At 52.8% G+C, this 19,649-nt stretch carries 17 protein-coding genes; 6 read left to right on the plus strand and 11 right to left on the minus strand.

Going from position 1 to position 19,649, the window contains the following annotated elements:
- The first annotated feature begins 227 nt into the window (after nucleotides 1-227).
- Nucleotides 228-1,088 carry an RNA polymerase sigma factor RpoH gene (gene rpoH, locus NQ012_RS08680; RefSeq protein WP_085366224.1) on the plus strand — a complete coding sequence of 287 codons (861 nt, stop codon included), beginning with the start codon at nucleotides 228-230 and terminating at the stop codon, nucleotides 1,086-1,088.
- Between the two features lie 177 nt (nucleotides 1,089-1,265).
- On the opposite strand, the gene NQ012_RS08685 is transcribed toward rpoH, so the two are convergent.
- From NQ012_RS08685 to NQ012_RS08725, 9 genes are all read right to left on the minus strand, one after another.
- Nucleotides 1,266-2,261, minus strand: a complete 996-nt coding sequence (locus tag NQ012_RS08685) for an FAD:protein FMN transferase (RefSeq protein ID WP_257067214.1) — start codon at nucleotides 2,259-2,261, stop codon at nucleotides 1,266-1,268.
- 63 nt (nucleotides 2,262-2,324) lie between these two features.
- Nucleotides 2,325-2,873: a nitrous oxide reductase accessory protein NosL gene (locus tag NQ012_RS08690; RefSeq protein ID WP_257067215.1), complete on the minus strand. Its 549-nt coding sequence runs from the start codon at nucleotides 2,871-2,873 to the stop codon at nucleotides 2,325-2,327.
- A gap of 15 nt (nucleotides 2,874-2,888) precedes the next feature.
- Nucleotides 2,889-3,719 carry an ABC transporter permease gene (locus NQ012_RS08695; RefSeq protein WP_257067216.1) on the minus strand — a complete coding sequence of 277 codons (831 nt, stop codon included), beginning with the start codon at nucleotides 3,717-3,719 and terminating at the stop codon, nucleotides 2,889-2,891.
- The gene (locus NQ012_RS08700) at nucleotides 3,716-4,609 is read right to left on the minus strand and encodes an ABC transporter ATP-binding protein (protein ID WP_257067217.1); all 894 of its coding nucleotides are present in this window, start codon (nucleotides 4,607-4,609) and stop codon (nucleotides 3,716-3,718) included. Before NQ012_RS08700 ends, NQ012_RS08695 begins: the two co-directional genes overlap by 4 nt.
- 8 nt (nucleotides 4,610-4,617) lie before the next feature.
- On the minus strand, nucleotides 4,618-5,901 hold the full coding sequence (locus NQ012_RS08705; RefSeq protein WP_257067218.1) for a nitrous oxide reductase family maturation protein NosD: 1,284 nt from the start codon (nucleotides 5,899-5,901) through the stop codon (nucleotides 4,618-4,620).
- Between the two features lie 65 nt (nucleotides 5,902-5,966).
- On the minus strand, nucleotides 5,967-7,925 hold the full coding sequence (gene nosZ, locus NQ012_RS08710; RefSeq protein WP_257067219.1) for a TAT-dependent nitrous-oxide reductase: 1,959 nt from the start codon (nucleotides 7,923-7,925) through the stop codon (nucleotides 5,967-5,969).
- Between the two features lie 66 nt (nucleotides 7,926-7,991).
- On the minus strand, nucleotides 7,992-10,310 hold the full coding sequence (locus NQ012_RS08715) for a NosR/NirI family protein (RefSeq protein WP_257067220.1): 2,319 nt from the start codon (nucleotides 10,308-10,310) through the stop codon (nucleotides 7,992-7,994).
- A gap of 168 nt (nucleotides 10,311-10,478) precedes the next feature.
- Nucleotides 10,479-11,060 carry an azurin gene (gene azu / locus NQ012_RS08720; protein WP_257067221.1) on the minus strand — a complete coding sequence of 194 codons (582 nt, stop codon included), beginning with the start codon at nucleotides 11,058-11,060 and terminating at the stop codon, nucleotides 10,479-10,481.
- 111 nt (nucleotides 11,061-11,171) lie between these two features.
- Nucleotides 11,172-12,563 carry a nucleobase:cation symporter-2 family protein gene (locus tag NQ012_RS08725; protein ID WP_257067223.1) on the minus strand — a complete coding sequence of 464 codons (1,392 nt, stop codon included), beginning with the start codon at nucleotides 12,561-12,563 and terminating at the stop codon, nucleotides 11,172-11,174.
- A gap of 441 nt (nucleotides 12,564-13,004) precedes the next feature.
- Here NQ012_RS08725 and dapA point away from each other — a divergent pair, with 441 nt between their 5' ends.
- Both dapA and bamC read left to right on the plus strand, forming a co-directional pair.
- Entirely contained in the window at nucleotides 13,005-13,880 is an 876-nt protein-coding gene (gene dapA, locus NQ012_RS08730; protein ID WP_257067224.1) for a 4-hydroxy-tetrahydrodipicolinate synthase, read from the plus strand.
- A 17-nt stretch (nucleotides 13,881-13,897) separates the two neighbouring features.
- The gene (bamC, locus tag NQ012_RS08735) at nucleotides 13,898-15,031 is read left to right on the plus strand and encodes an outer membrane protein assembly factor BamC (RefSeq protein WP_257067225.1); all 1,134 of its coding nucleotides are present in this window, start codon (nucleotides 13,898-13,900) and stop codon (nucleotides 15,029-15,031) included.
- A 439-nt stretch (nucleotides 15,032-15,470) separates the two neighbouring features.
- Here the strand turns inward: bamC and NQ012_RS08740 are convergent, their stop codons facing one another.
- Nucleotides 15,471-16,004 carry an alpha/beta hydrolase gene (locus tag NQ012_RS08740; RefSeq protein WP_257067226.1) on the minus strand — a complete coding sequence of 178 codons (534 nt, stop codon included), beginning with the start codon at nucleotides 16,002-16,004 and terminating at the stop codon, nucleotides 15,471-15,473.
- Nucleotides 16,005-16,085: 81 nt separating this feature from the next.
- Nucleotides 16,086-16,862 (minus strand): exodeoxyribonuclease III, encoded by a 777-nt coding sequence (locus NQ012_RS08745; protein WP_257067228.1) that lies wholly within the window; start codon nucleotides 16,860-16,862, stop codon nucleotides 16,086-16,088.
- A gap of 139 nt (nucleotides 16,863-17,001) precedes the next feature.
- Between NQ012_RS08745 and pyrE the strand changes: the two genes are divergently transcribed.
- From pyrE to NQ012_RS08765, 3 genes are all read left to right on the plus strand, one after another.
- On the plus strand, nucleotides 17,002-17,643 hold the full coding sequence (gene pyrE, locus NQ012_RS08750; RefSeq protein ID WP_257067229.1) for an orotate phosphoribosyltransferase: 642 nt from the start codon (nucleotides 17,002-17,004) through the stop codon (nucleotides 17,641-17,643).
- A gap of 478 nt (nucleotides 17,644-18,121) precedes the next feature.
- Nucleotides 18,122-18,616: a pilin gene (locus tag NQ012_RS08755; RefSeq protein ID WP_257067230.1), complete on the plus strand. Its 495-nt coding sequence runs from the start codon at nucleotides 18,122-18,124 to the stop codon at nucleotides 18,614-18,616.
- 158 nt (nucleotides 18,617-18,774) lie between these two features.
- Nucleotides 18,775-19,338, plus strand: coding sequence for a pilin (locus tag NQ012_RS08765; RefSeq protein WP_306440835.1), 564 nt, complete (start codon nucleotides 18,775-18,777; stop codon nucleotides 19,336-19,338).
- The last annotated feature ends 311 nt before the right edge of the window (nucleotides 19,339-19,649 follow it).

Here is a 19,649-nt window from a genome sequence, read left to right on the forward strand (position 1 = left end):
AATAAAGACTTAAGAATAAAGCCCCACAATAAACCGAAACTGTGTTTTAATAGGGAACTATTTCCGATAAAAACACTCAAATATTTTAAATCAATCGAAAACTTAAAAATACAAAAGTTTACCTATTAAGTATTGAAACCATACAGAGAAACGAGTTTAATAAGCAAGGCCGGTGCAGCAAACCCGAAACCGGCTCCGCACAACATAAGGAAAGCCAATCAATGACCATGAATAACGCCTTCGCATTACCCGTACCCAGCGGTCACGGCAGCTTGGAGCAGTACATTCATACCGTAAACAATATTCCCATGCTTTCTGCCGAAGAAGAAACCCGGCTGGCAGAACGCCAACAGAAAGGCGACCTCGAGGCCGCCAAGCAACTGATTCTTTCGCACCTGCGCGTTGTCGTATCGATTGCGCGCGGCTACGACGGCTACGGCCTCAACCAGGCCGACCTGATTCAGGAAGGCAACATCGGCCTGATGAAGGCGGTGAAACGTTTCGAGCCTACCCGCGGCGCACGCCTGTTTTCGTTTGCCGTGCATTGGATTAAGGCCGAAATCCACGAATTCATCTTGCGCAACTGGCGCTTGGTGCGCGTGGCCACCACCAAACCGCAGCGTAAACTGTTTTTCAACCTGCGCAGCATGCGTAAAAACCTCAATGCCTTAAGCCCCAAAGAAGCGCAGGAAATCGCCGACGATTTGGGCGTGAAACTTTCCGAAGTGCTTGAGATGGAACAGCGCATGACCGGCCGCGACATCGGCATCATGGCCGACAACAGCGACGATGAAGACAGCTTCGCCCCCATCGACTGGCTGGCCGACAACGACACCGAGCCGACCCGCCAAATCGCCCAAAAAGCCCACTACGCCTTGCAAACCGAAGGTTTGCAAAACGCGCTGGCGCAATTGGACGACCGCAGCCGCCGCATCGTCGAAAGCCGCTGGCTGCAAGACGACGGCGGGCTGACCCTGCACGACTTGGCCGCGGAATACGGCGTATCCGCCGAGCGCATCCGCCAAATCGAAGCCAAAGCCATGCAGAAACTGCGCGGTTTCCTTGCCGAAGAGGCAGAAGCCGTTTAAGCGGGGCTGCTTGCCGGTAAAAACCAACAATCAAAAAGGCCGTCTGAAATGTTTCAGACGGCCTTTTGCTATATGCAGGTAAACTTATTTCTGACACACTTTTTCAGTTAAGTGTGAGTATGGCGGAATGGTTGCTGAATAAGTGGCTTTACTCTATTGCTAAGCTTACCCGCCATATCACACGATGGTTTCCAGTTTGCCTTGCAGCGGCAACAGCCAGACTTTCAGGTTTTTTTCTTGCGCCACAGTTTGCCGTATGAGTGCGCTGCTGCTAACGGCAAACGCAGTGGAAAAGGCATCGGCGGTTGCGGCGTTTTCAGCCATCACGCTGATGCTTCGGTAGCGCGGCTGGTTGAGGCCGCTTCGGGGGTGGAACAGGTGGGTGAAATGCCGGGCTTCGTCGAACGGTGTGGCGTAGCCGCTCGAGGTGGCGAGCGCCTGGTTTTGCAGCGGCAAGGTGGCAAGCAGGGTGTGTTCTTGCTCGGGGTGGCGGATACCTGCCCGCCAGATATGACGGTGCTGCGTTTCCAAGGCGCGGATTTCGCCCATATCGACCAATGCTTGCTCCAACCCTGCATCGCGGAGCATATCGGTGATACGGTCGGTGATATAACCTTGTGCGATGCCGTTGAAAGAAAGCGCCATGCCGGGTTTGCGGAACCATACGGCGCGATTATCGAATACGATGTGTTCAAAGCCGACCCGCGACAGTGCGCGTGATACGGCGTGGCCGGGTATGTTACGGCTGCCGGGGCTGCGGGTGAAGTGGTCGGCATAAGCCTGCCACAGGGGTTGGATAGTGGGATCGAATGCGCCCTGTGTGAGACGGTGGACATAGCGGCTGATGCTTAATACGGCCAGCATCTCGGCAGGCGGGTTGTTCAGACGGCCTGTTTGGTTGAGTTTGACCAACAGGCTGTCGTTGCGGTAGAGGCTGAAGATTTTTTCGAGCCGGTCAACTTCTGCAACGGCTTTTTCAATCAGATTGCGTGCAAAACGGGAATCAGGGTGGTAAAGACGCAAGTGTGCGTCTGCACCTAAGGCAATGCCGTGCCATTCTGTTGCTTGAGGCAGGTTTTTATTGCGGGAAGACAAACAGAACGGCAAGGCGGCAGCACCGGCAACGGCTGCACTGATGCCGATAAAGCGTCGGCGGGTAAGGGGTTTGTTCATGGAGGCTCTCCGTTTCAGACGGCCTGTTTGGAAATTTACGGCTGCCTTGGGATGCTTTTGTTGTTAATGGCTGCCGTGCCGGTGGCCTTGCGGCATGGAGGATTGGGCGCCGGTTTGGAAAATATAGTCGTCAGGGATGTTGTCAAAACGCACAATCTCCCCACCGTTTTTAGCCGCGAAGGCTTCGGCATCGGCTTGTCGCGCAAAGGGAATGGCTTCTTGGGTTTTCATGCTGCTGATAAAGCCGCTGCGGATAACATAGTAGGCTTGCTTGGCATCCACCCATGCCGTGTCGGCATTGGGTTTGCTCCAATCGGCAACCTTGCCCATATCGTTCACATAAATGGCGGCGATGTCTTTGGGTTCTTCGGGCAGCTTGGTGTAACTGAGCATCTGTAAAACGGTTGAAAACCACACCGGTTCCTGTTTGCTCTTCAGTTGGATTTGTGCTTTGGGGCCGTCGTGTTCGTTGAGATACATACCGCAATAATGGCCGACCGTTTGCCCGGTAAACTGCTGCGGCGCTCTTGGGGTTTCGGTTTGGCTGCCGCAAGCTGCCAACAGCAGCGAGAGTATGCCTGCCGATAAGATGGTGCGTAAGGTTTTGCTCATCAATTATCCTCCTGTTTAAATCTCACGTTTGCCGAACAGGTATCCGGCCCATGCCAGTGGAACCGCCACCCATAAAATTTGGGCGGCAATCAAAGTGCCCTTGCTTAAGGCAAGCTGTTCGCTCAAGCCGGCCATGCCGGCATAAATCGATGTGTTTTCATAACCGGTTAAGTTGAGCAGACGGTAAATATCAGTGGGATTGAGCAGCAAAGCGGCCTCCAGTATCGGGGCGGTAATAACCTGCTCCGTGTCGGCAACGAGTATGCCCAACAAGGCCATATCGAAAATCACCACGAAAAACAGCCACACACCGATGGCAATGCCGGCAGCCGTGCCGCGCTCTTTCACCTTTGCGCTGATTAAATAGCCCAATGATAAAAACGAAGCACCCAAAACAATGCTGGCCGCAATCAGCAGCAAAAAGGGCTGCCATGCGGCAAAATCGAGGCCGCCGCCGAACAGTTGCAGGGCAATGCCGGCCAACCCGTAGCCTGCGCAGGTTGCCAGCACGAGAATAATCAGATGGCCGATGAATTTTCCGGCCAGAATTTGGCGGCGTGATACGGGGTAACTCAACAACAGTGCCATCGTGCCACGCTCGATTTCACCGATCAGCGCATCGTAGGAAAGCAGCATGGCAATCAGCGGAATCAGAAAAATCGACAGGCTGGAAAGGCTGACAACGGTAACGGTTAACGGATCGGCTTTCACCGAGCCGGTGGGTGCGCTGCCGAGAAAACCGAGCGACAAGGCCAATGCGGCCAGCAACAGGGCTGCGGCGAGAACCCAGCGGTTGCGCAGGCTGTCGCGCACTTCTTTACTGCTGATAATCCATACGGGATTCATCGGTCTTCCCTTTTTAAAAATTCTGCATACATATCGTCTAAGGCGGGGGTGTGGATATGAATATCGGCGATGTTGTCCATGCCGCCCAACTCATACAGCAACCCCATTTTTTCTTCGGTACGGCATTCGGTTCGGTAACTCAATCCACCTTGCGGCTGCCAGCGCGGGGAGAGTGGGGTATTGTGTTTGAGCGTAACATCTATTGAAACGGGCAGGCCGCTCTGTATCTGCAATTCGCCGATACTGCCGTCGGCCACTTTGCTGCCGTTTTTCATCACCACGATACGGTCTGCATGGCCGTCAAGCTCCGATAAGGCATGGGTGCTGAGCAAAACCGTGGTTCCCGATTCTTTCAGCTCGCGGATAATGCCGTAAAACATTTGCCGCGATGCAGGGTCCAGCCCGGTGGTCGGTTCGTCGAGCAGCATCACTTTCGGGTTGCCGAGCAAGGCTTGCGCCAAAGCCAAACGCTGGCGCATACCTTTTGAATAAGTGCCGACCCGGCGGCCGGCGGCTTGGGCAATGCCGACGCGCGCCAATAAGTCGGCATTCCGCCCCGGCGGCTGCTTCTTCAGTTTGGCGTAAAAATCCAAAGTTTCCTTACCGGTCAGCGTGGGGTGCAAGGCAACCGTTTCCGGCAGATAGCCGATTCGGCTGCGGGTTTGTACGCCATCCCTGCCTGCCACACTGCCGCCCAACAGGCTGACACTGCCTTCGGTGGGGGCAATCAGGCCGAGTATTAATTTGATGATGGTGGATTTTCCTGCTCCGTTATGGCCGACCAAACCTGTGCATTGGCCGGATTCCAGCATTAAATCAAGCTGCCTGACTGCAAACCTGCTGCCGTATTGCTTGCTTATACCGCTCAATACCACGGGGGGCGTATTCATGCTTATCCTTACCTTTGTTTTTGCCGAACGGCATGCAGTTTCTCCCATGCGGGCACGGAATCGGGTTTCATCAACGGCTTGCTGTCTATCACGCCTCCGGGCAGCAAGGCGGGAAACTGCGACTGCGCCCATTTGACTATGGTCATGGCAGGGCTGTTCATCAGCAGTCTGGCCGCAGGCGTGCGCCAAATGATTTGATCGGTAATGCCGTTGGGGCGGTAGGCATTGTCGCCGAAACCGTCGCCGTTCAGGTCGAATGCGCTGTTGTCGCTCCAATAGTTGCCCCGCCCGCCTTCTGCCCAGTCGAGAAAACGGGTGCTCACATATTTCACTTGGTTTTGGTTGCCGATAAAGGCGTTGCCGGTTAATTTCGTGCCTTCGATGGCGGCGGTGAAATGAATGCCTATGGCGCAGTTCTCAAAACGGTTGCCGGTGATGCGGTTATAGTTGGCGTTGTAAACAAACACGCATTTTTCGGCTTTATCGATTGCGTTGCCGTGTATTTCGGAATGATTGGCATAATTGAGCATCAGGCCTTGGTCGCGGCTGTTTAAAGCGATATTGCCGTTGATTTTCAAGCGATCGGAAAACATGATGGCATAGCCGATATTGTTGCCCACCGAAATATTGCCGCTCACTTCGCTGTCGTTGGTATACATATAATGAACGGCGTAGCGAAGTTTGGTGAAATAATTGTTTTTATAAATATTTTTTGTACTGGTGTTGGAGAAGATGCCGTCCCGTCCTTCAGAAATACGGTTGCCGACAACCTGCGATCCGGGCGCGTTCCACACGGTAACGCCGTTGCCGCGTTCGTTAACGCGCAGTTTGGTGTCGCCGACAATGCGGTTGCCTCTGACCATAGCATCGGGCGCGCCGTGAATATAAACACCGACGGAGTTTTCCAAAATATCGTTATGCTCCACCAAGGCTTTTGCAGCGGTGTTTTCCAAATAAATTCCCGCATCCATCTGCGGCAGGCTCAAGCCGGAAAGGGTAACGGTGAGCTGCCGCAAAGTAACGTTCGGGGCGCGCACTTCGATAGTGCGCCCGTTGCGGCGGCCCTCGATAACGGCGGAACGGTCGGCGGGGCCTTCGATGGTAAGCGGTTTGTCTATCAGAATGTTGCCCGCATATCTGCCGCGCGCCAGCCGCAAAATATCACCGGGTTGCGCCCGTGCCGCAACCTGCTGCAAATCGCTGCCCGCAGCCACATCGATTATGGCGGCAGAGACCGTCTGAAAGGTGCAGCAGAATAAGCACAATAAGAAAAGGCGTATCGTATTATTCATTTTCATTCAATATATCGGAAAGCAGCAGGCGGTGCTTTCAGACGGCCTGCTGCTGTTGCACCGTTTTATGACTTCACAATCATCTGCCCCGACATTTCCATATGCAGCGCATGGCAGAACCATTGGCAATAATACCAATGCACGCCCGGTCGGTTGGCGGTGAAAGTAACCGATGCCGTGGCCTGCGGCGCCACTTCCATGGCAATGCCGTATCCCTCCAGTGTAAAGCCGTGTGTTAAATCGTCGATGGTTTCGGTGTTGGTTACATAAACCGTTACTTCGTCGCCCAAATTCACTTCAAACTGGGGAACGCTGAATACCGGCGCAACGGCGGTCATATAAACACGCACTTTTTTACCTTCGCGAATCACTTTTGCAGCCTTTTCCAGCTCGACACCGTCTTTTTTGGCCTGCTCCAAAGCATCTTGCCACATCCATGGATCGTTACGGTCCCATGTGCGGCGCGGGTTGATTTTGGAAGCGGCCACCAAGAGCATATCGTGCGGTTCGGCAAAACTCGGGCCGTCGTGTACCAGTTTCATTTCGTCGCCGGAAATATCAATCAACTGGTCGTTTTCAGGTTTCAGCGGGCCAACGTTCAAGAAGCGGTCTTTTGAAAATTTATTTAATGAAACCAGCCATTTGCCGTCGGCCTCTTTGGTTTCGCCCATGGTTGTGTGATTGTGGCCGGGTTGGTAGTGGACATCCAGTTTTTGCACGATGGGGTCCACTTTTTCGCCTTTGTATGCCTGAATGGCTTTGGCAATATCCCATTTCACCATCTGGCTGTCGATAAACAGCGTTGTATAGGCAAAGCCGCGGCCGTCGAATGCGGTATGCAGCGGCCCCAAACCTAATTGCGGTTCGGCAACCACGACATCGCGCGGCTGGATTTTTCCGGCAAACAAATCATCGAGTTTGCTGACATCCAACACGGTTACGGTGGGCGAGAGCTTGCCGTTGAGCATGATGTATTTACCGTCGGGCGAAGCATTACAGCCGTGGGGCGAATTGGGTACGGGAATATAGCGGGTATAGGCCGACTTGGCTTGGGCGCGGCCATCCAACACTTTCACACCGTTGATTTCTTTGAAATCACCTGCCTTGATGCCGTCTTCAATCGCTTTCAGGTTGAACACCACGCACCAGTCTTGTTCGTTGGCCGATGCGCCTTGAACATCAAGTGCGCGCTCAGAGTTGTAGCAGGTTGAAAAAGAATATTTGCCTTGATAGTCGGCATCGCCGTTGTCGAGGTTGCCGTCAACCATCACTTGCCAGGCAATCTGCATGGTTTCGCCGTCTACGGCGGTGTAAACCGACCACCAGGTTTTCGGGTCGTTTATTTTGCCTTCGCTTCCCACGGGAATAATATGCTCGCCGTTGGCAAACACATACCCTGTTTTCGGATAACGTTGCGGACGCAGGCCGTGAACGCCCGAAACATTGGGTATTTCCACAATTTTATCGGTTTTCATCACATCGCAGCGGATACGGCAAACACGGTTGTTGGCTTTATCGTTGGCGTAAATATAGCGGCCGTCATAGGTTTGGTCGGTAAACGACATATGCGGGTGGTGCAAATCGCCGTTGGGCAGGCAAGGCATATTGCTCCGTTTTAAAAACTCTTTGGTTTCAGGCGTGTTGTGTTCGTTTAAGATGCGCAAACTTTCATTGGTGCGTCCCCAGCCGGTAGCACTGTCCATATTGAACACGGGAATGCGCATCAGCTCGCGCATAGAAGGCAGCCCCAACACACGGATTTCCCCCGATTGTCCGCCCGAACTGAAGGCGTAGTATTGGTCTAACTCGCCGGGGCCGACGTAGTCTTTATGTTCGGCGGTGGCGGCAGATGAAGAAGCTGCTCCTGAAGCCGCACCACCTGCACCGCCTTTGCCGTTTTCAGAACAGCCGGCCAGCCCCAACAGACCCATACCGGCCAACCCGGCCCCGGAAGCGGCTGCCGTGCCGAGGAACGAGCGGCGGCTCAAACCGCCGGAGCTTAATTTTTTATCTTCTTCAGACATGATACTCTCCTAATAAAATCCGGTATTGCGCCAAAAACGTTTTACCGTGTGGGAAAATGAATAAAATCAATGCTCGCCGGTTCGGGAAGAGCCGGTTTTGCCGTGTTGCGGGATAAAGTGCACAACCTGTTCGGTTGCCGGTGTTGCATTTTGCCTTTCAAGTTCCGCTTTGGCCGCCGCCTGTTTCTGCTTTTTGCGGTTAACCTGCACCAAATGCGGGCAAAGGGTATTGTGGTGATAGAGCATTTGGCAGTTCAAACATTGGATACACTCGTTGGGATCGATATCGCCTTCGGGGTGTATGGCCTGCACGGGGCAGTCGTGGGCGCAACGCTGGCAGGGATTGCCACACATCGGGTAGCGGCGCAGCCAGTCAAACACACGCAGTCTGGCGGGAATGGCCAATGCCGCACCGAGCGGGCAGAGATAGCGGCAATAAAAACGTTCGATAAACAGCCCTGCCGCCAGTAATACAACGGCAAACAAAACAAACCACCATTCGCGGACAAACTTTAAAATGACGGCAGTTTTAAAAGGCTCCACTTCGGAAAGTTTTTCGGCCAAGCCCAATTCGTAAAGCGAAACGCCGAACAAAACCATAAAAATCACATATTTCAATGCCGCCAACCGGGTGTGCATGCCGTGGGGTACGGCAATCTGCCTGATACCCGTTTTTTTCGCCGCACGGTTGAGCAGCTCCTGCAAAGCACCGAACGGGCAGAGCCAGCCGCAAAACGCCCCTCTGTTCCAAAACAAAATCGAAATCGCGGTGGCGCACCATAAAATAAATACCAGCGGATCCATCAGGAAATATTCCCAACTGAAGCCCGTGCGCAACGCGGTAGTGAAGGTCAGCACATTCACAACCGATAACTGCGCCTGTGCATACCAGCCGATATAAAACAGGCTGAAAGCGAGAAACACCAAGCGGAAGCGGTCATAAAAAACAGGGTATTTGGTGAGCGTGTCTTGAAAGAAAAATATGCCGATTAATACCAAGAGCGAAAATGCAACTATGCCGATTTGCCAGCGTTTGCCACGCCAAACCTGCTTCCACAGGCCGTTTTGCACCTGATTTTCCGCGGCGGCATCGGGCGCAGATTCATTCGGTGCGGCAGACGTTTCAACCGTGATTTCCACCGGTTCGGCTTTCGGGTCGTCTTCACTGTATGCAGCGGGCAGGTGATAGTTGAGGTCGGCGGTTACAAAAGCCTTGTCTTTCACATTCAGCACACGCTGAATCATCAGCTGTAAGCGCCACGGTTCGGCTGCATCAAACTCTATTCCTTCAGGCACGGTAAACAGCGACACCTCTTTGAATTTCGGTGCGTCTTGCGGTGCGAGTGCAATTAACCGCTCGTGGTTTTGATCGGTAAAGCGGAAGCTTGTTGCCCCCTGAATCACTTCGATACGGTCGAAAATGCCGCCGCGCACATAACCCGACCCCTTCCACGAATAATGACCTTCTCCTGCCACCATAACCGCCTGCTGACCGGGCTTGAGCGATTGTTTCAGACGGCTGTAACCCGGTTCGCCCAACAGGCTTTTACCGATAGAAGGCTGGCTGACTACTGCGGTATATAAATCGATAAACGTATCTTCAGGTTTGCCCGGTTCGGGGTGTTTGGCCGCCTCGCCGCCGCTGTTGGCTTCAAAAGACTTATTGGCATCTCCAACCGTCATATGCAGATGGCCAATAGCTTTTTGTGCCAACAGCTCAGTCCAGCTTTGAATGTCCTGCTTACTTTCGTTAATCTTGCGGCGAGGGCGGGTTTGTGCTGCTTTGCTTTGGCCGTCTGAATCGTTTCCGGTGTTAACTTGAGCTGTGCCGACTTTATATTGTTTGGCGATTGCATTAACCGAACGTTGCATACTGTCGTTAATCACCATCAGTGTAACGGTGGCCCCACTGATAATATCGGCCGGCGCTTTACCCGGTTTGGGCGGGTTCTTAATGAAATTCAAACCGATATAGTGGCGGATAAAGGCATCGACTTTGGCTTGCGGGATACCGATTAACACAATCGGCTCATGGTGTTCCACCAGTTTCACCCCCCGAATGGTGCCGTCGTTGGCAAGGCCCACCAGCATATCGATAGGTTTGCTGGAATAACCGCGGGTGTTCACAATATCAGTAGTCAGATAAACAAAACCCAGTTGTTCATTTCCTTTATAGGCACGCGCAACCATAGGCTTACCCTCCGGTTCGCCGATACGGTCGGCGCCGGGGAAAATTTCGGCAGGCGGGCTTTTAGATAGAAACTCGGGCAGACGTTCCGCACGGGCGAGCAGCGGTACGGTGATCAGAAGAAGCGGCAGAAGAACAAAAAGCGCGATGCCCGAACACAGGTGGTTGATTTTTTCTTTGAAGTGCAGGCCGGACATATTTTTCTACCTAACAATAATATTCCAATAAATTGATGAATATTATATGAATCTAATAGACGGTAAAATTTGATATACATCAACAGCAGCAGCAATTGCCAGCTTCGGCCGTCAAAATCAAAACGGCCTGAAACAGGCCGTCTGAAAAGGTGGAAAACGCAATAGATTTTAAATTAATTTAACCGTGCCGTGCATCAAACCGTAGTGTCCGGGGAAAGTGCAGTAAAACTCATACTGGCTGCCTTCGGCAAACTTACTCGGATCAACTGTAAACGTGGTTTCCTCACCGCCACCGATTAATTTAGAGTGGGCAATCACACGCGTATCACCGGGTTTCACAAAATCATTTGCAGCAGTTGCCCCTGCGCCGTCGCCCACCACACCCGATGCGTCTTCACTTTTGGAAATAACGAGATTGTGTCCCATGGCAGCGGCAGGCATTTTGCCGGTATGTTTCAATACAATCTTGAATTCTTTGCAAGATTTTTTGATTTCAAGCTCTTGCTTGTCGAACTTCATTTGGTCGTCCGAATTCACGACGGTTTCACACTCACCGGCTTCAGCAGGTGCAGCAGCACTTCCTGCCGAAGCCGGCGCGGCTTGTTCTGCCGGGGTGTTTTCGGTAGGCGCCTCAGAAGCGGCAGCGACAGGTGCTTCCGAAACGGCGGCAGGAGCAGCAGTTTCTTGTTGCCCGCCGCAGGCACTTAATGATAAAGCGGCGGCAGAGATTAAAGCGAAATAGATTTTCATGTGAACAACTCCGTATCGGATTCAAAGGATTATTAAAACATTCATTTATTATCCATTTTTTACTTGGGTTTAATTTTGATATAAATCAAATTTTAGTTTAGGGTATTTGCTTTAAATATCCAACTCATCGCTCAGATAAACCTTTTCGCCTTCGTCGCGCGGCATAATCAGGTTCATCAGCAGCGCCGCCGTGCCGCCCATGCAGATGGGGTTTTGGAACAGCTCTTTCACAGGCAGAAGGGCGAACACTTCAGGTTTGAAGCTCACGCCCAAACCCAAGCCGATAGAAGTGGCGGCAATCACGGCTTCGCGGCGGTTGATGCCGTTGGTCATGATGATGCGCACGCCGGCAATGGCGATCAGGCCGAACATCAGCACCATCGCACCGCCGATAACCGGGCTGGGAATGGTGGTAAACGCGCGGCCCACCACGGGAAACAGCCCCAGCAGCACCAAAATGGCGGCGATATACTTGCCCACATGGCGCGAGGCCACGCCGGTCATCTGAATCACGCCGTTGTTTTGTGCGAACGTGGTCAAAGGCAGCGAACCTAGCGCGGTGGCAATCACCGACACCAAGCCGTCGGCGAACACGCCGCCGCGAAGGCGTTTTTGAAATTCTTCGCCTTCGTAATCTTCGCCGGACACCATCGCCGTGGCGGTTAAGTCGCCCACCGCTTCAAAAATGCTCAGCAGATATACCAAACCTGCCACCAGAAACGGAATGAATTGGAAGTCGAAACCGTATTTGAACGGTACGGGCACGGTAACCAGCGGCAGGTTGTCCAACACCGAAAAATCCACCATACCCAAAAACAGCGCCACCACATAGCCCGCAATCATGCCCACGGCAATGCCGCTCATGCGCAAGAGCGGGTTTTTCAGGCTGTTGAAAAACAGCACCACCGCCAACACAAAAGCCGCCAGCGCGATGTTTTGCCAAGCGCCGAACGTGCCGTTGCCCATGGCCGCATAGCCGCCGCCGAATTCGGTAATCGCCACGCTGATCAGGCTCAGGCCGATCATCATCACCACCACGCCGCTCACGGTGGGGGTGATCACTTTTTTCAAATAGGGCAGCAGCCATGCCGAACCGGCCACCAGAAATGCGCCCACAAACGCCACGCCGAGCAGGGCGGAGAGCATGGCGTGTTCGTCCAACCCCTGTTCTTTCATGCCCAAGCCCAGCGAAATCATCACGCCCACAAACGAAAAGTTGACCGACTGGATCGACAGCATGCCCGAACCCACCGGCCCGAAGCGGTTAACCTGCAAATAAGTGCCGATGCCCGAGGCCACCATCGCCATCGACACCAGATAGGCCGTCATTTCCGGCGGCAGTTTCAGCGCACCACCCACAATCAGCGCGGGGGTAATCATCGGCACGAAAATTGCCAAAAGGTGGGTGATTGCGCTTAAAAGCGCGTTGGGGAAGGGCGGTTTGTCTTCGAGGCGGTAAACCAAATCGGGCGCATCGCCCTTGCGGGAGAGGGGGGCTGCCATCGTAAATTCCTTATATGTAACCGAACGATAAAATTTGTAAGCGCGGATTGTAAACAATTCGAGCGTTAACTTCAATTTCAAAGCGGCAGGTTCGGTTTGGAAAACCGCGCCTTTCAGCATAACCGCATAAAAACAGGCCGTCTGAAAAGCCGCCGAAACGTTTTCAGACGGCCTCAAAAACCTTTGCAAACCTTTGCAGGGCGCGTGTAATCAGCATTTCCCATCTATTTCAAAGTAGGCTACAATCGGCCTGAAGTGGATTCACACACTTCCGCTACGGCGTTGCCGCGCCTCAGCTCAAAGAGAACGATTTTGTAAGCCGCTGAAGCGGCAACAGAATCGGTTCCGTACTATCTGTACTGTCTGCGGCTTGCTGCCTTGTATCGAAAATGTGTGAATCCACTATACTTTACCGAACGTTCGAGAAATAAAGGTTTTACCATGTTAAAAGGCAGTTTGGTTGCCCTGATCACACCCATGAATGCAGACGGCAGCGTTAATTACGGCGAACTTCGCACCTTGATCGACTGGCACATCGAAAACGGCACCGACGGCATCGTGGCCGTAGGCACCACCGGCGAGAGCGCCACCCTGCCGGCAGAGGAGCATCTGGCGGTGGTGGAGGCCACCGTCAAACACGTTAACAAGCGCGTGCCCGTGATTGCCGGCACCGGCGCCAACAGCACCGAAGAAGCCATCGAGCTTTCCAAAGCCGCCGAGCGTTTGGGCGCCGACTACACCCTGTCGGTGGTTCCCTACTACAACAAACCCTCGCAGGAAGGCATTTACCGCCATTTCAAAGCCATCGCCGAGGCTACCGCCATCCCCATGATTATCTATAACGTGCCCGGCCGCACCGTGGTGGATATGAACAACGAAACCATTCTGCGCCTGGCCGAAATCCCCAATATCGTCGGTGTGAAAGAAGCCAGCGGCGACATCGCCCGCGAAACCGACCTGATCAACCGCGCACCCGAAGGCTTCGCCGTTTATTCCGGCGACGACCCCACCGGCATGGCGTTTATGCTCTGCGGCGGCGACGGCGTGATTTCGGTGGCCGCTAACGTTGCCCCCAAACTGTTTGCCGATATGTGCCGCGAAGCCATCGCCGGCAATATTCCCGCTGCACGCGAGCTGAACAAAAAGCTCATTCCCGTGTATGACGTGATGTTTTGCGAACCCAGCCCCGCCGCCCCCAAATGGGCGCTTGCCCAACTGGGTCTGTGCCAACCCCATGTGCGCCTGCCGATTATTGAACTTTCTTCAGACGGCCAAGACAAAGTACGCAGCGCGCTGAAAAGCGCCCAACTGATTTAACCGGAGGAATCCCGCTAATGAACCGCATCAAAACGGCAGTATCCCTTATCGCCCTTGTCGGCCTCGTCGCCTGTTCGGGCAGCAAAGAACAGCCCAAGCTCGACTACCAAACCCAAAACCGCAAAGTGGTGAATCTTGAAGTTCCGCCCGATTTGACCAATCCCGACCAAGGCAATATGTATCAGATTCCCGCCGGTTCGGGCGCAGTCCGCGCCAGCGATATGGCACGCCGCAACGGCGCACAGCAGCCCGCCAACCAAGCCGTGCTGCAAGATGTGAAAGGCGTGCGCCTCGAGCGCGACGGCAGCCAGCGCTGGCTGGTGGTGGAGGGCAAACAGCCCGCCGAAATCTGGCCGCTGCTGAAAGTGTTCTGGCAGGAAAACGGTTTTGAAATCAAATCGGAAGAGCCTGCCATCGGCCAAATGGAAACCGAATGGGCCGAAAACCGTGCCAAAATCGCCGGCGACGGCCTGCGCCGCCTGTTTGAAAAAGTGGGCCTGGGCGGTATTTATTCCACCAGTGAGCGCGATAAATTCATTATCCGCGTAGAACGCGGCCGCAACGGCACCACCGACGTTTTCTTCGCCCACAAAGGTATGCAGGAAGTGTATGGCGATAAAAACAAAGATACCACCATGTGGCAGCCCCGCCCCAACGACCCCAACCTTGAAGCCGCGTTCCTCGCCCGCTTTATGCAATATTTGGGCGTAGATGCCCGGCAGGCCGAAAACGCTTTGGGCAACAGCGTTGCCCCCGCCGCGCGCAGCGGCGGCGATTTGGCCTCTATCAGCGGTGATGCCATTTTGGTAAGCGGCGACTACAACCGCAACTGGCGCCGCACCGCGCTGGCGCTCGACCGCATCGGCCTGACCGTGCTCGGCCAAAACCCCGAGCGCCACGCTTTCTTGGTGCAACCCGCCCCGCAGGAAGGCGCGGCCGTTTCCACTAAAAAGCCCGGTTTCTTCAAACGCCTGTTCGGCAAAGGCAAAACCGACACTACCGCTACGGCCGCAGCCCGCCCCGAGCTGATTGTGTATGTGGAGCCGGTAAACAACGGCGCCCGCATCCGCCTGCTTAACCGCGACGGCAGCGCCTATCAGGGCAGCGACGCTTCCGCATGGTTGAGCCGCCTGCATACCGAATTGCGCTAACACGTATTCCCGCAGCAAGCAGCGAATAACAACAGGCCGTCTGAAAAATATTTTTCAGACGGCCTGATTATTTCAAATTAAAGCACCTGCGTCATACTCGGGCTTGACCCGAGTATCTGTTATTTCTCTCACAACAAAAAGATACCCGGGTCAAGCCCGGGTATGACGACGGTTGGGTATTTCAGACGGCCTTGGTGAGCCTGAGACCTTTGCAAAAATACCTTGAGGCCGTCTGAAATGCTTAGATTCCGTCATTCCCGCGTAGGCGGGAATCCAGCCTTAAAACCATCAAGTATTTTATTTCAATAACTTATGAAAAAACGACTGGATTCCCGCCTACGCGGGAATGACGGGAAATAAATTTTTGTGATGGCTTTTTAATTTTGCAAAGGTCTCAGCCTGGAAAAGTCTCTGCCTGCCGTTTATGCCAAACACCCTTTTACTTCAACAACATTTCCTGCAACAGCTTCATTCCCCATTGCCAGCCGTGCAGATGGCCGTTTAGACGGCCTGTTTGCGGGGCGGTCAGCAGGCGTGCGCCCCAAAGCTGCGCTTGCTGTTGCGCCCATTCCTGCGGGCATTCGGGATCGCTGGTGCCGATAACCAGCGCGCCCGGGCAATGGCAGCGCACCCGTTGCAGGGTGTGCACCGCATCGTCGGGCAGCGCATCTTGGCGGGGCGACACCAATATCATGTTCCGCACCCGTTTCTGCATATTCACATCGGCCAGATAAAGCCATGCCAGCCAGCCCGAAACGCCTGCGCCGTGGGCGACGGCGGCGATATTGCGGCTGTGGATGCCGGCCACCGCCGCGCCGACAATCCGCTGCCATTCGGCGATAGGTTGGCCACGCGAAACCGCCGCCGTGCGCACGGTGGGGTAGCTCACCGCCCAGCGGTCTATCCACATTTCGGCTTCGTCGGCATCGCGTATCAGCAGCAGGGTTAAGTCTTCGAGTTCTTGGCTTTGCATGGTTTGTGTTTTTATTGGTTTTCAGACGGCCTTATCGCGGGCAAGAGGCCGTCTGAAAACATATTGCGTATCGGTGGGAGATTAAAGCGCATAATCATATTCCACCACCAACGGTGCGTGGTCGGAAAATTTTTCATCTTTGTAAACATGGGCGCGAACGGCTTTGGCGGCCAGATCGGGCGTAACCATATGGTAGTCGATACGCCACCCCACGTTGTTGGCATAGGCTTGGCCGCGGTTGCTCCACCAAGTGTAGCCCGGCTCTTCGGGGTAGAGCGTGCGCCACATATCCGTCCAGCCCAAATCATTGATAACTTTGCCTATCCATGCCCGCTCTTCGGGCAGAAAGCCCGAATTTTTCTGGTTGCCTTTCCAGTTTTTCAGGTCGATGTTTTGGTGGGCGATGTTCCAGTCGCCGCACACCACGATATCGCGCCCCGCCGCTTTCATCTCGGCCAGCATGGGGTAGAAAGCATCGAGAAAGCGGTATTTCAGCTCCTGCCGCTCCGGCGCGCTGGTGCCCGAAGGCAGATAAAGCGAAATCACGCTCAGGTTGCCGAAATCGGCGCGCACGAAACGGCCTTCGCGGTCGAATTCCTCGATGCCCATGCCGATCTGAACATTGTCGGGGCGCTGCCTGCTATATACCGCCACGCCGCTGTAACCGCGTTTTTCGGCGCAATGCCACACGCCGTACATACCGTGAGGGTTTTTCATATCTTCCGATAAATCAGGCTCTTGCGCTTTTAATTCCTGCACGCACACGATATCCGCGCCCGATGCGGCGATATATTCGTGAAAACCCTTTTTATAAGCAGAGCGGATGCCGTTTACATTGGCAGAAATAATTTTCAGCATAAAAATGTGTGATCAAATGAGAATAACAGAAGCGGGCATTTTACCCGAAATACCGTTATTCCGCAGAAAGCCCGTTTGCCGCCGCCGCAGGTTTGCTATAATCGGCGCAATTTCCAACCCCACTCAAGAAAGCCTTTAAATGTCTGATTTCCGCCAAGATTTCCTCAAATTCGCGCTCGAGCAAAACGTATTGAAGTTCGGCGAATTCACCACCAAAGCCGGCCGCCAATCGCCTTATTTTTTCAACGCCGGGCTGTTTAACGACGGCGCCTCCACCCTCGCGCTGGCGCGGTTTTATGCCCAAGCCATTATCGAAAGCAAAATCCGGTTCGATATGCTGTTCGGCCCCGCCTATAAAGGCATCATTCTCGCCGCCGCCACCGCCATGATGCTGGCCGAAAAAGGCATCAACGTGCCGTTTGCCTACAACCGCAAAGAAGCCAAAGACCACGGCGAAGGCGGCGTGCTGGTGGGTGCACCGCTCAAAGGCCGCGTGCTGATTATCGACGACGTGATTTCCGCCGGCACCTCCGTGCGCGAATCGGTGAAACTGATCGAAGCCGAAGGCGCAACGCCCGCCGCCGTAGCCATCGCACTCGACCGCATGGAAAAAGGCACGGGCGAAAAATCAGCCGTGCAGGAAGTAGAACAGCAATACGGCCTGCCCGTGGTGGCCATCGCCAACCTGCGCGACCTGCTTTCGCTGCTCGAAAACCACGCCGAATTCGGCCGCTACCTCGAACCCGTGCGCGCCTACCGCGAACGCTACGGCGTGGCATGATTGGATTGTTTCCCGATAAAAAGATCTCAGGCCGTCTGAAATATTTCAGACGGCCTTTTCCTTTTCATACCGGCCAACTGACAAAAAACGGCGCATGACAAAAAAATAACCGTTATGTTCGCAAATACGGCACCCTGCTGCCGAAAATCGTCATGTTAAGTTAAGTTAACAATTTGTTTGAATAATTGCTTTAGCATTAACAAAACAAAGTCATAAAATTAAACCATAACAAAATCAATAAAATATAGAAAATAAAGCCAAAATTTTTCGCGGTGGCACGGCCTTTGCTTGATACCTTGCAACCGCGAGAGACCAAGCCGAAGCTCAGGCAGAAAGCAAAACCCAAGCGGCAAGCTGTAAATTCCTTCTTCTTTTGGTTGCAGTAACAAGCAGTAAAAAAACGTGCCAAGCACATTACGGTTTTTATAACTATTAAATAACTTTATTCACTTTTAAATTTTTAACTGGAGTTTTAAACATGAAAGCTATTCAAAAAGGTTTTACCCTGATCGAGTTGATGATCGTTATCGCGATTATCGGTATTCTGGCTGCGATTGCGTTGCCGATGTACCAAGATTACATCGCCCGTTCTCAAGTAACCCGCGTAATGGGTGAGTCCGGCAACCTGAAAACCACTATTGAAAGTTGTATGTTGAATGGCCGTACTACCTTGGGTCAAGGCGCAACCCAATGTTCTTTAGGTGCAACCGGCTCTACTTTGTTGACTGGTGCCAAACAGGATGGCAGCACTGCTGTAGCAACAGGTACCGGTGTGCCGCAAGTTACTATTAATGCCGCAAACAATACTGCTACCATTGTAGCAACCTTTGGTAACGGTGCCGCAGCTGCATTGAGCACAAAAACATTGACTTGGTCACGTGATAATTCTGGCACTTGGACTTGCGCTACTACTGTTGACGGTCGATATGCGGCTAACGGTTGTCCTACCGCTGCTGCGACTCCTAGCCCGTAATATTAAGCCTGATGTAAATGATAAAAGCGTATTGTTCTTTGCAGTACGCTTTTTTTTCAATAAAAAATAGTCTGTTGTATTTTAGATTGTTGTGTATTGATATGAAATTATTATTTCTATTGAAATGATTTGGATTTTACGCAAAGGCTTCCCTTTGCTTGTTTAAACACTTACATGGGGTAAACGGTTCTGCTCGTGCAGACAGTTTAATAATGACAATGAATATAAAAAATAACCGAATGCGTGGCTTTACGCTAATCGAATTAATGATTGTATTGTCTATTATCGGCATCTTGAGTGCACTTGCTCTACCGATATATCAAAGATATATCGCTAAAACCCAACTTACCCGTGTGGTTTACGAATTGTCTGCTGCTAAAGCCAGTATTGACAGCATTCTTAACGAAGGTGGCTTTCCAACGATGGATCCCGCCGAGCAAGGGAGGAACTACCCGGGCGGTTCTACTTATAAATATATTCAGTTGAATGGCAGCAATCCTGCTTCTAACCTTATCAGTTCGGCTCGTATTACCAATAACGGTAACAGTTTTGGCGGTATAGAAGCCGTTATGGGTAAAGATAGCAGTACCATACTTAACGGTTCTATTATCCGATTACTTCGTGATTCTATTGATGGCACATGGCAATGCCAAATTGTATTGGCAACAAAAACCAATGTAACTGATATTAATGTGGATACTTGTTCTTTTGTTGATTCTTGAGTAGCCGTAGGTTGGGTTGAAAACCCAACCTAAACCCGTTTTATTATTTCAAGGTGTTGGGTTTGGTAACCCAACCTGCCGTTGGTTTATTCACGTTATACCCGGGCTTGACCCGGGTATCTTTTTGTTTCAAAAGTAGGTCGGACATTTATGCCCGACGTTTGCTTGGGCGTGGATTGTGTCGGGCATAAATGCCCGACCTACCAGAGGCTGCCAACGGGTTGGGGTGAAAAAACCAACCTAAACCCGTTTTATTGTTTCAGGGGGCAATCCAAGCTAATCTTAAAAAATATTTTCAGACGGCCAATGCG

It is taken from the genome of Neisseria dentiae, from assembly GCF_024580525.1.
In the GTDB taxonomy this organism is placed as follows: domain Bacteria; phylum Pseudomonadota; class Gammaproteobacteria; order Burkholderiales; family Neisseriaceae; genus Neisseria; species Neisseria dentiae_A.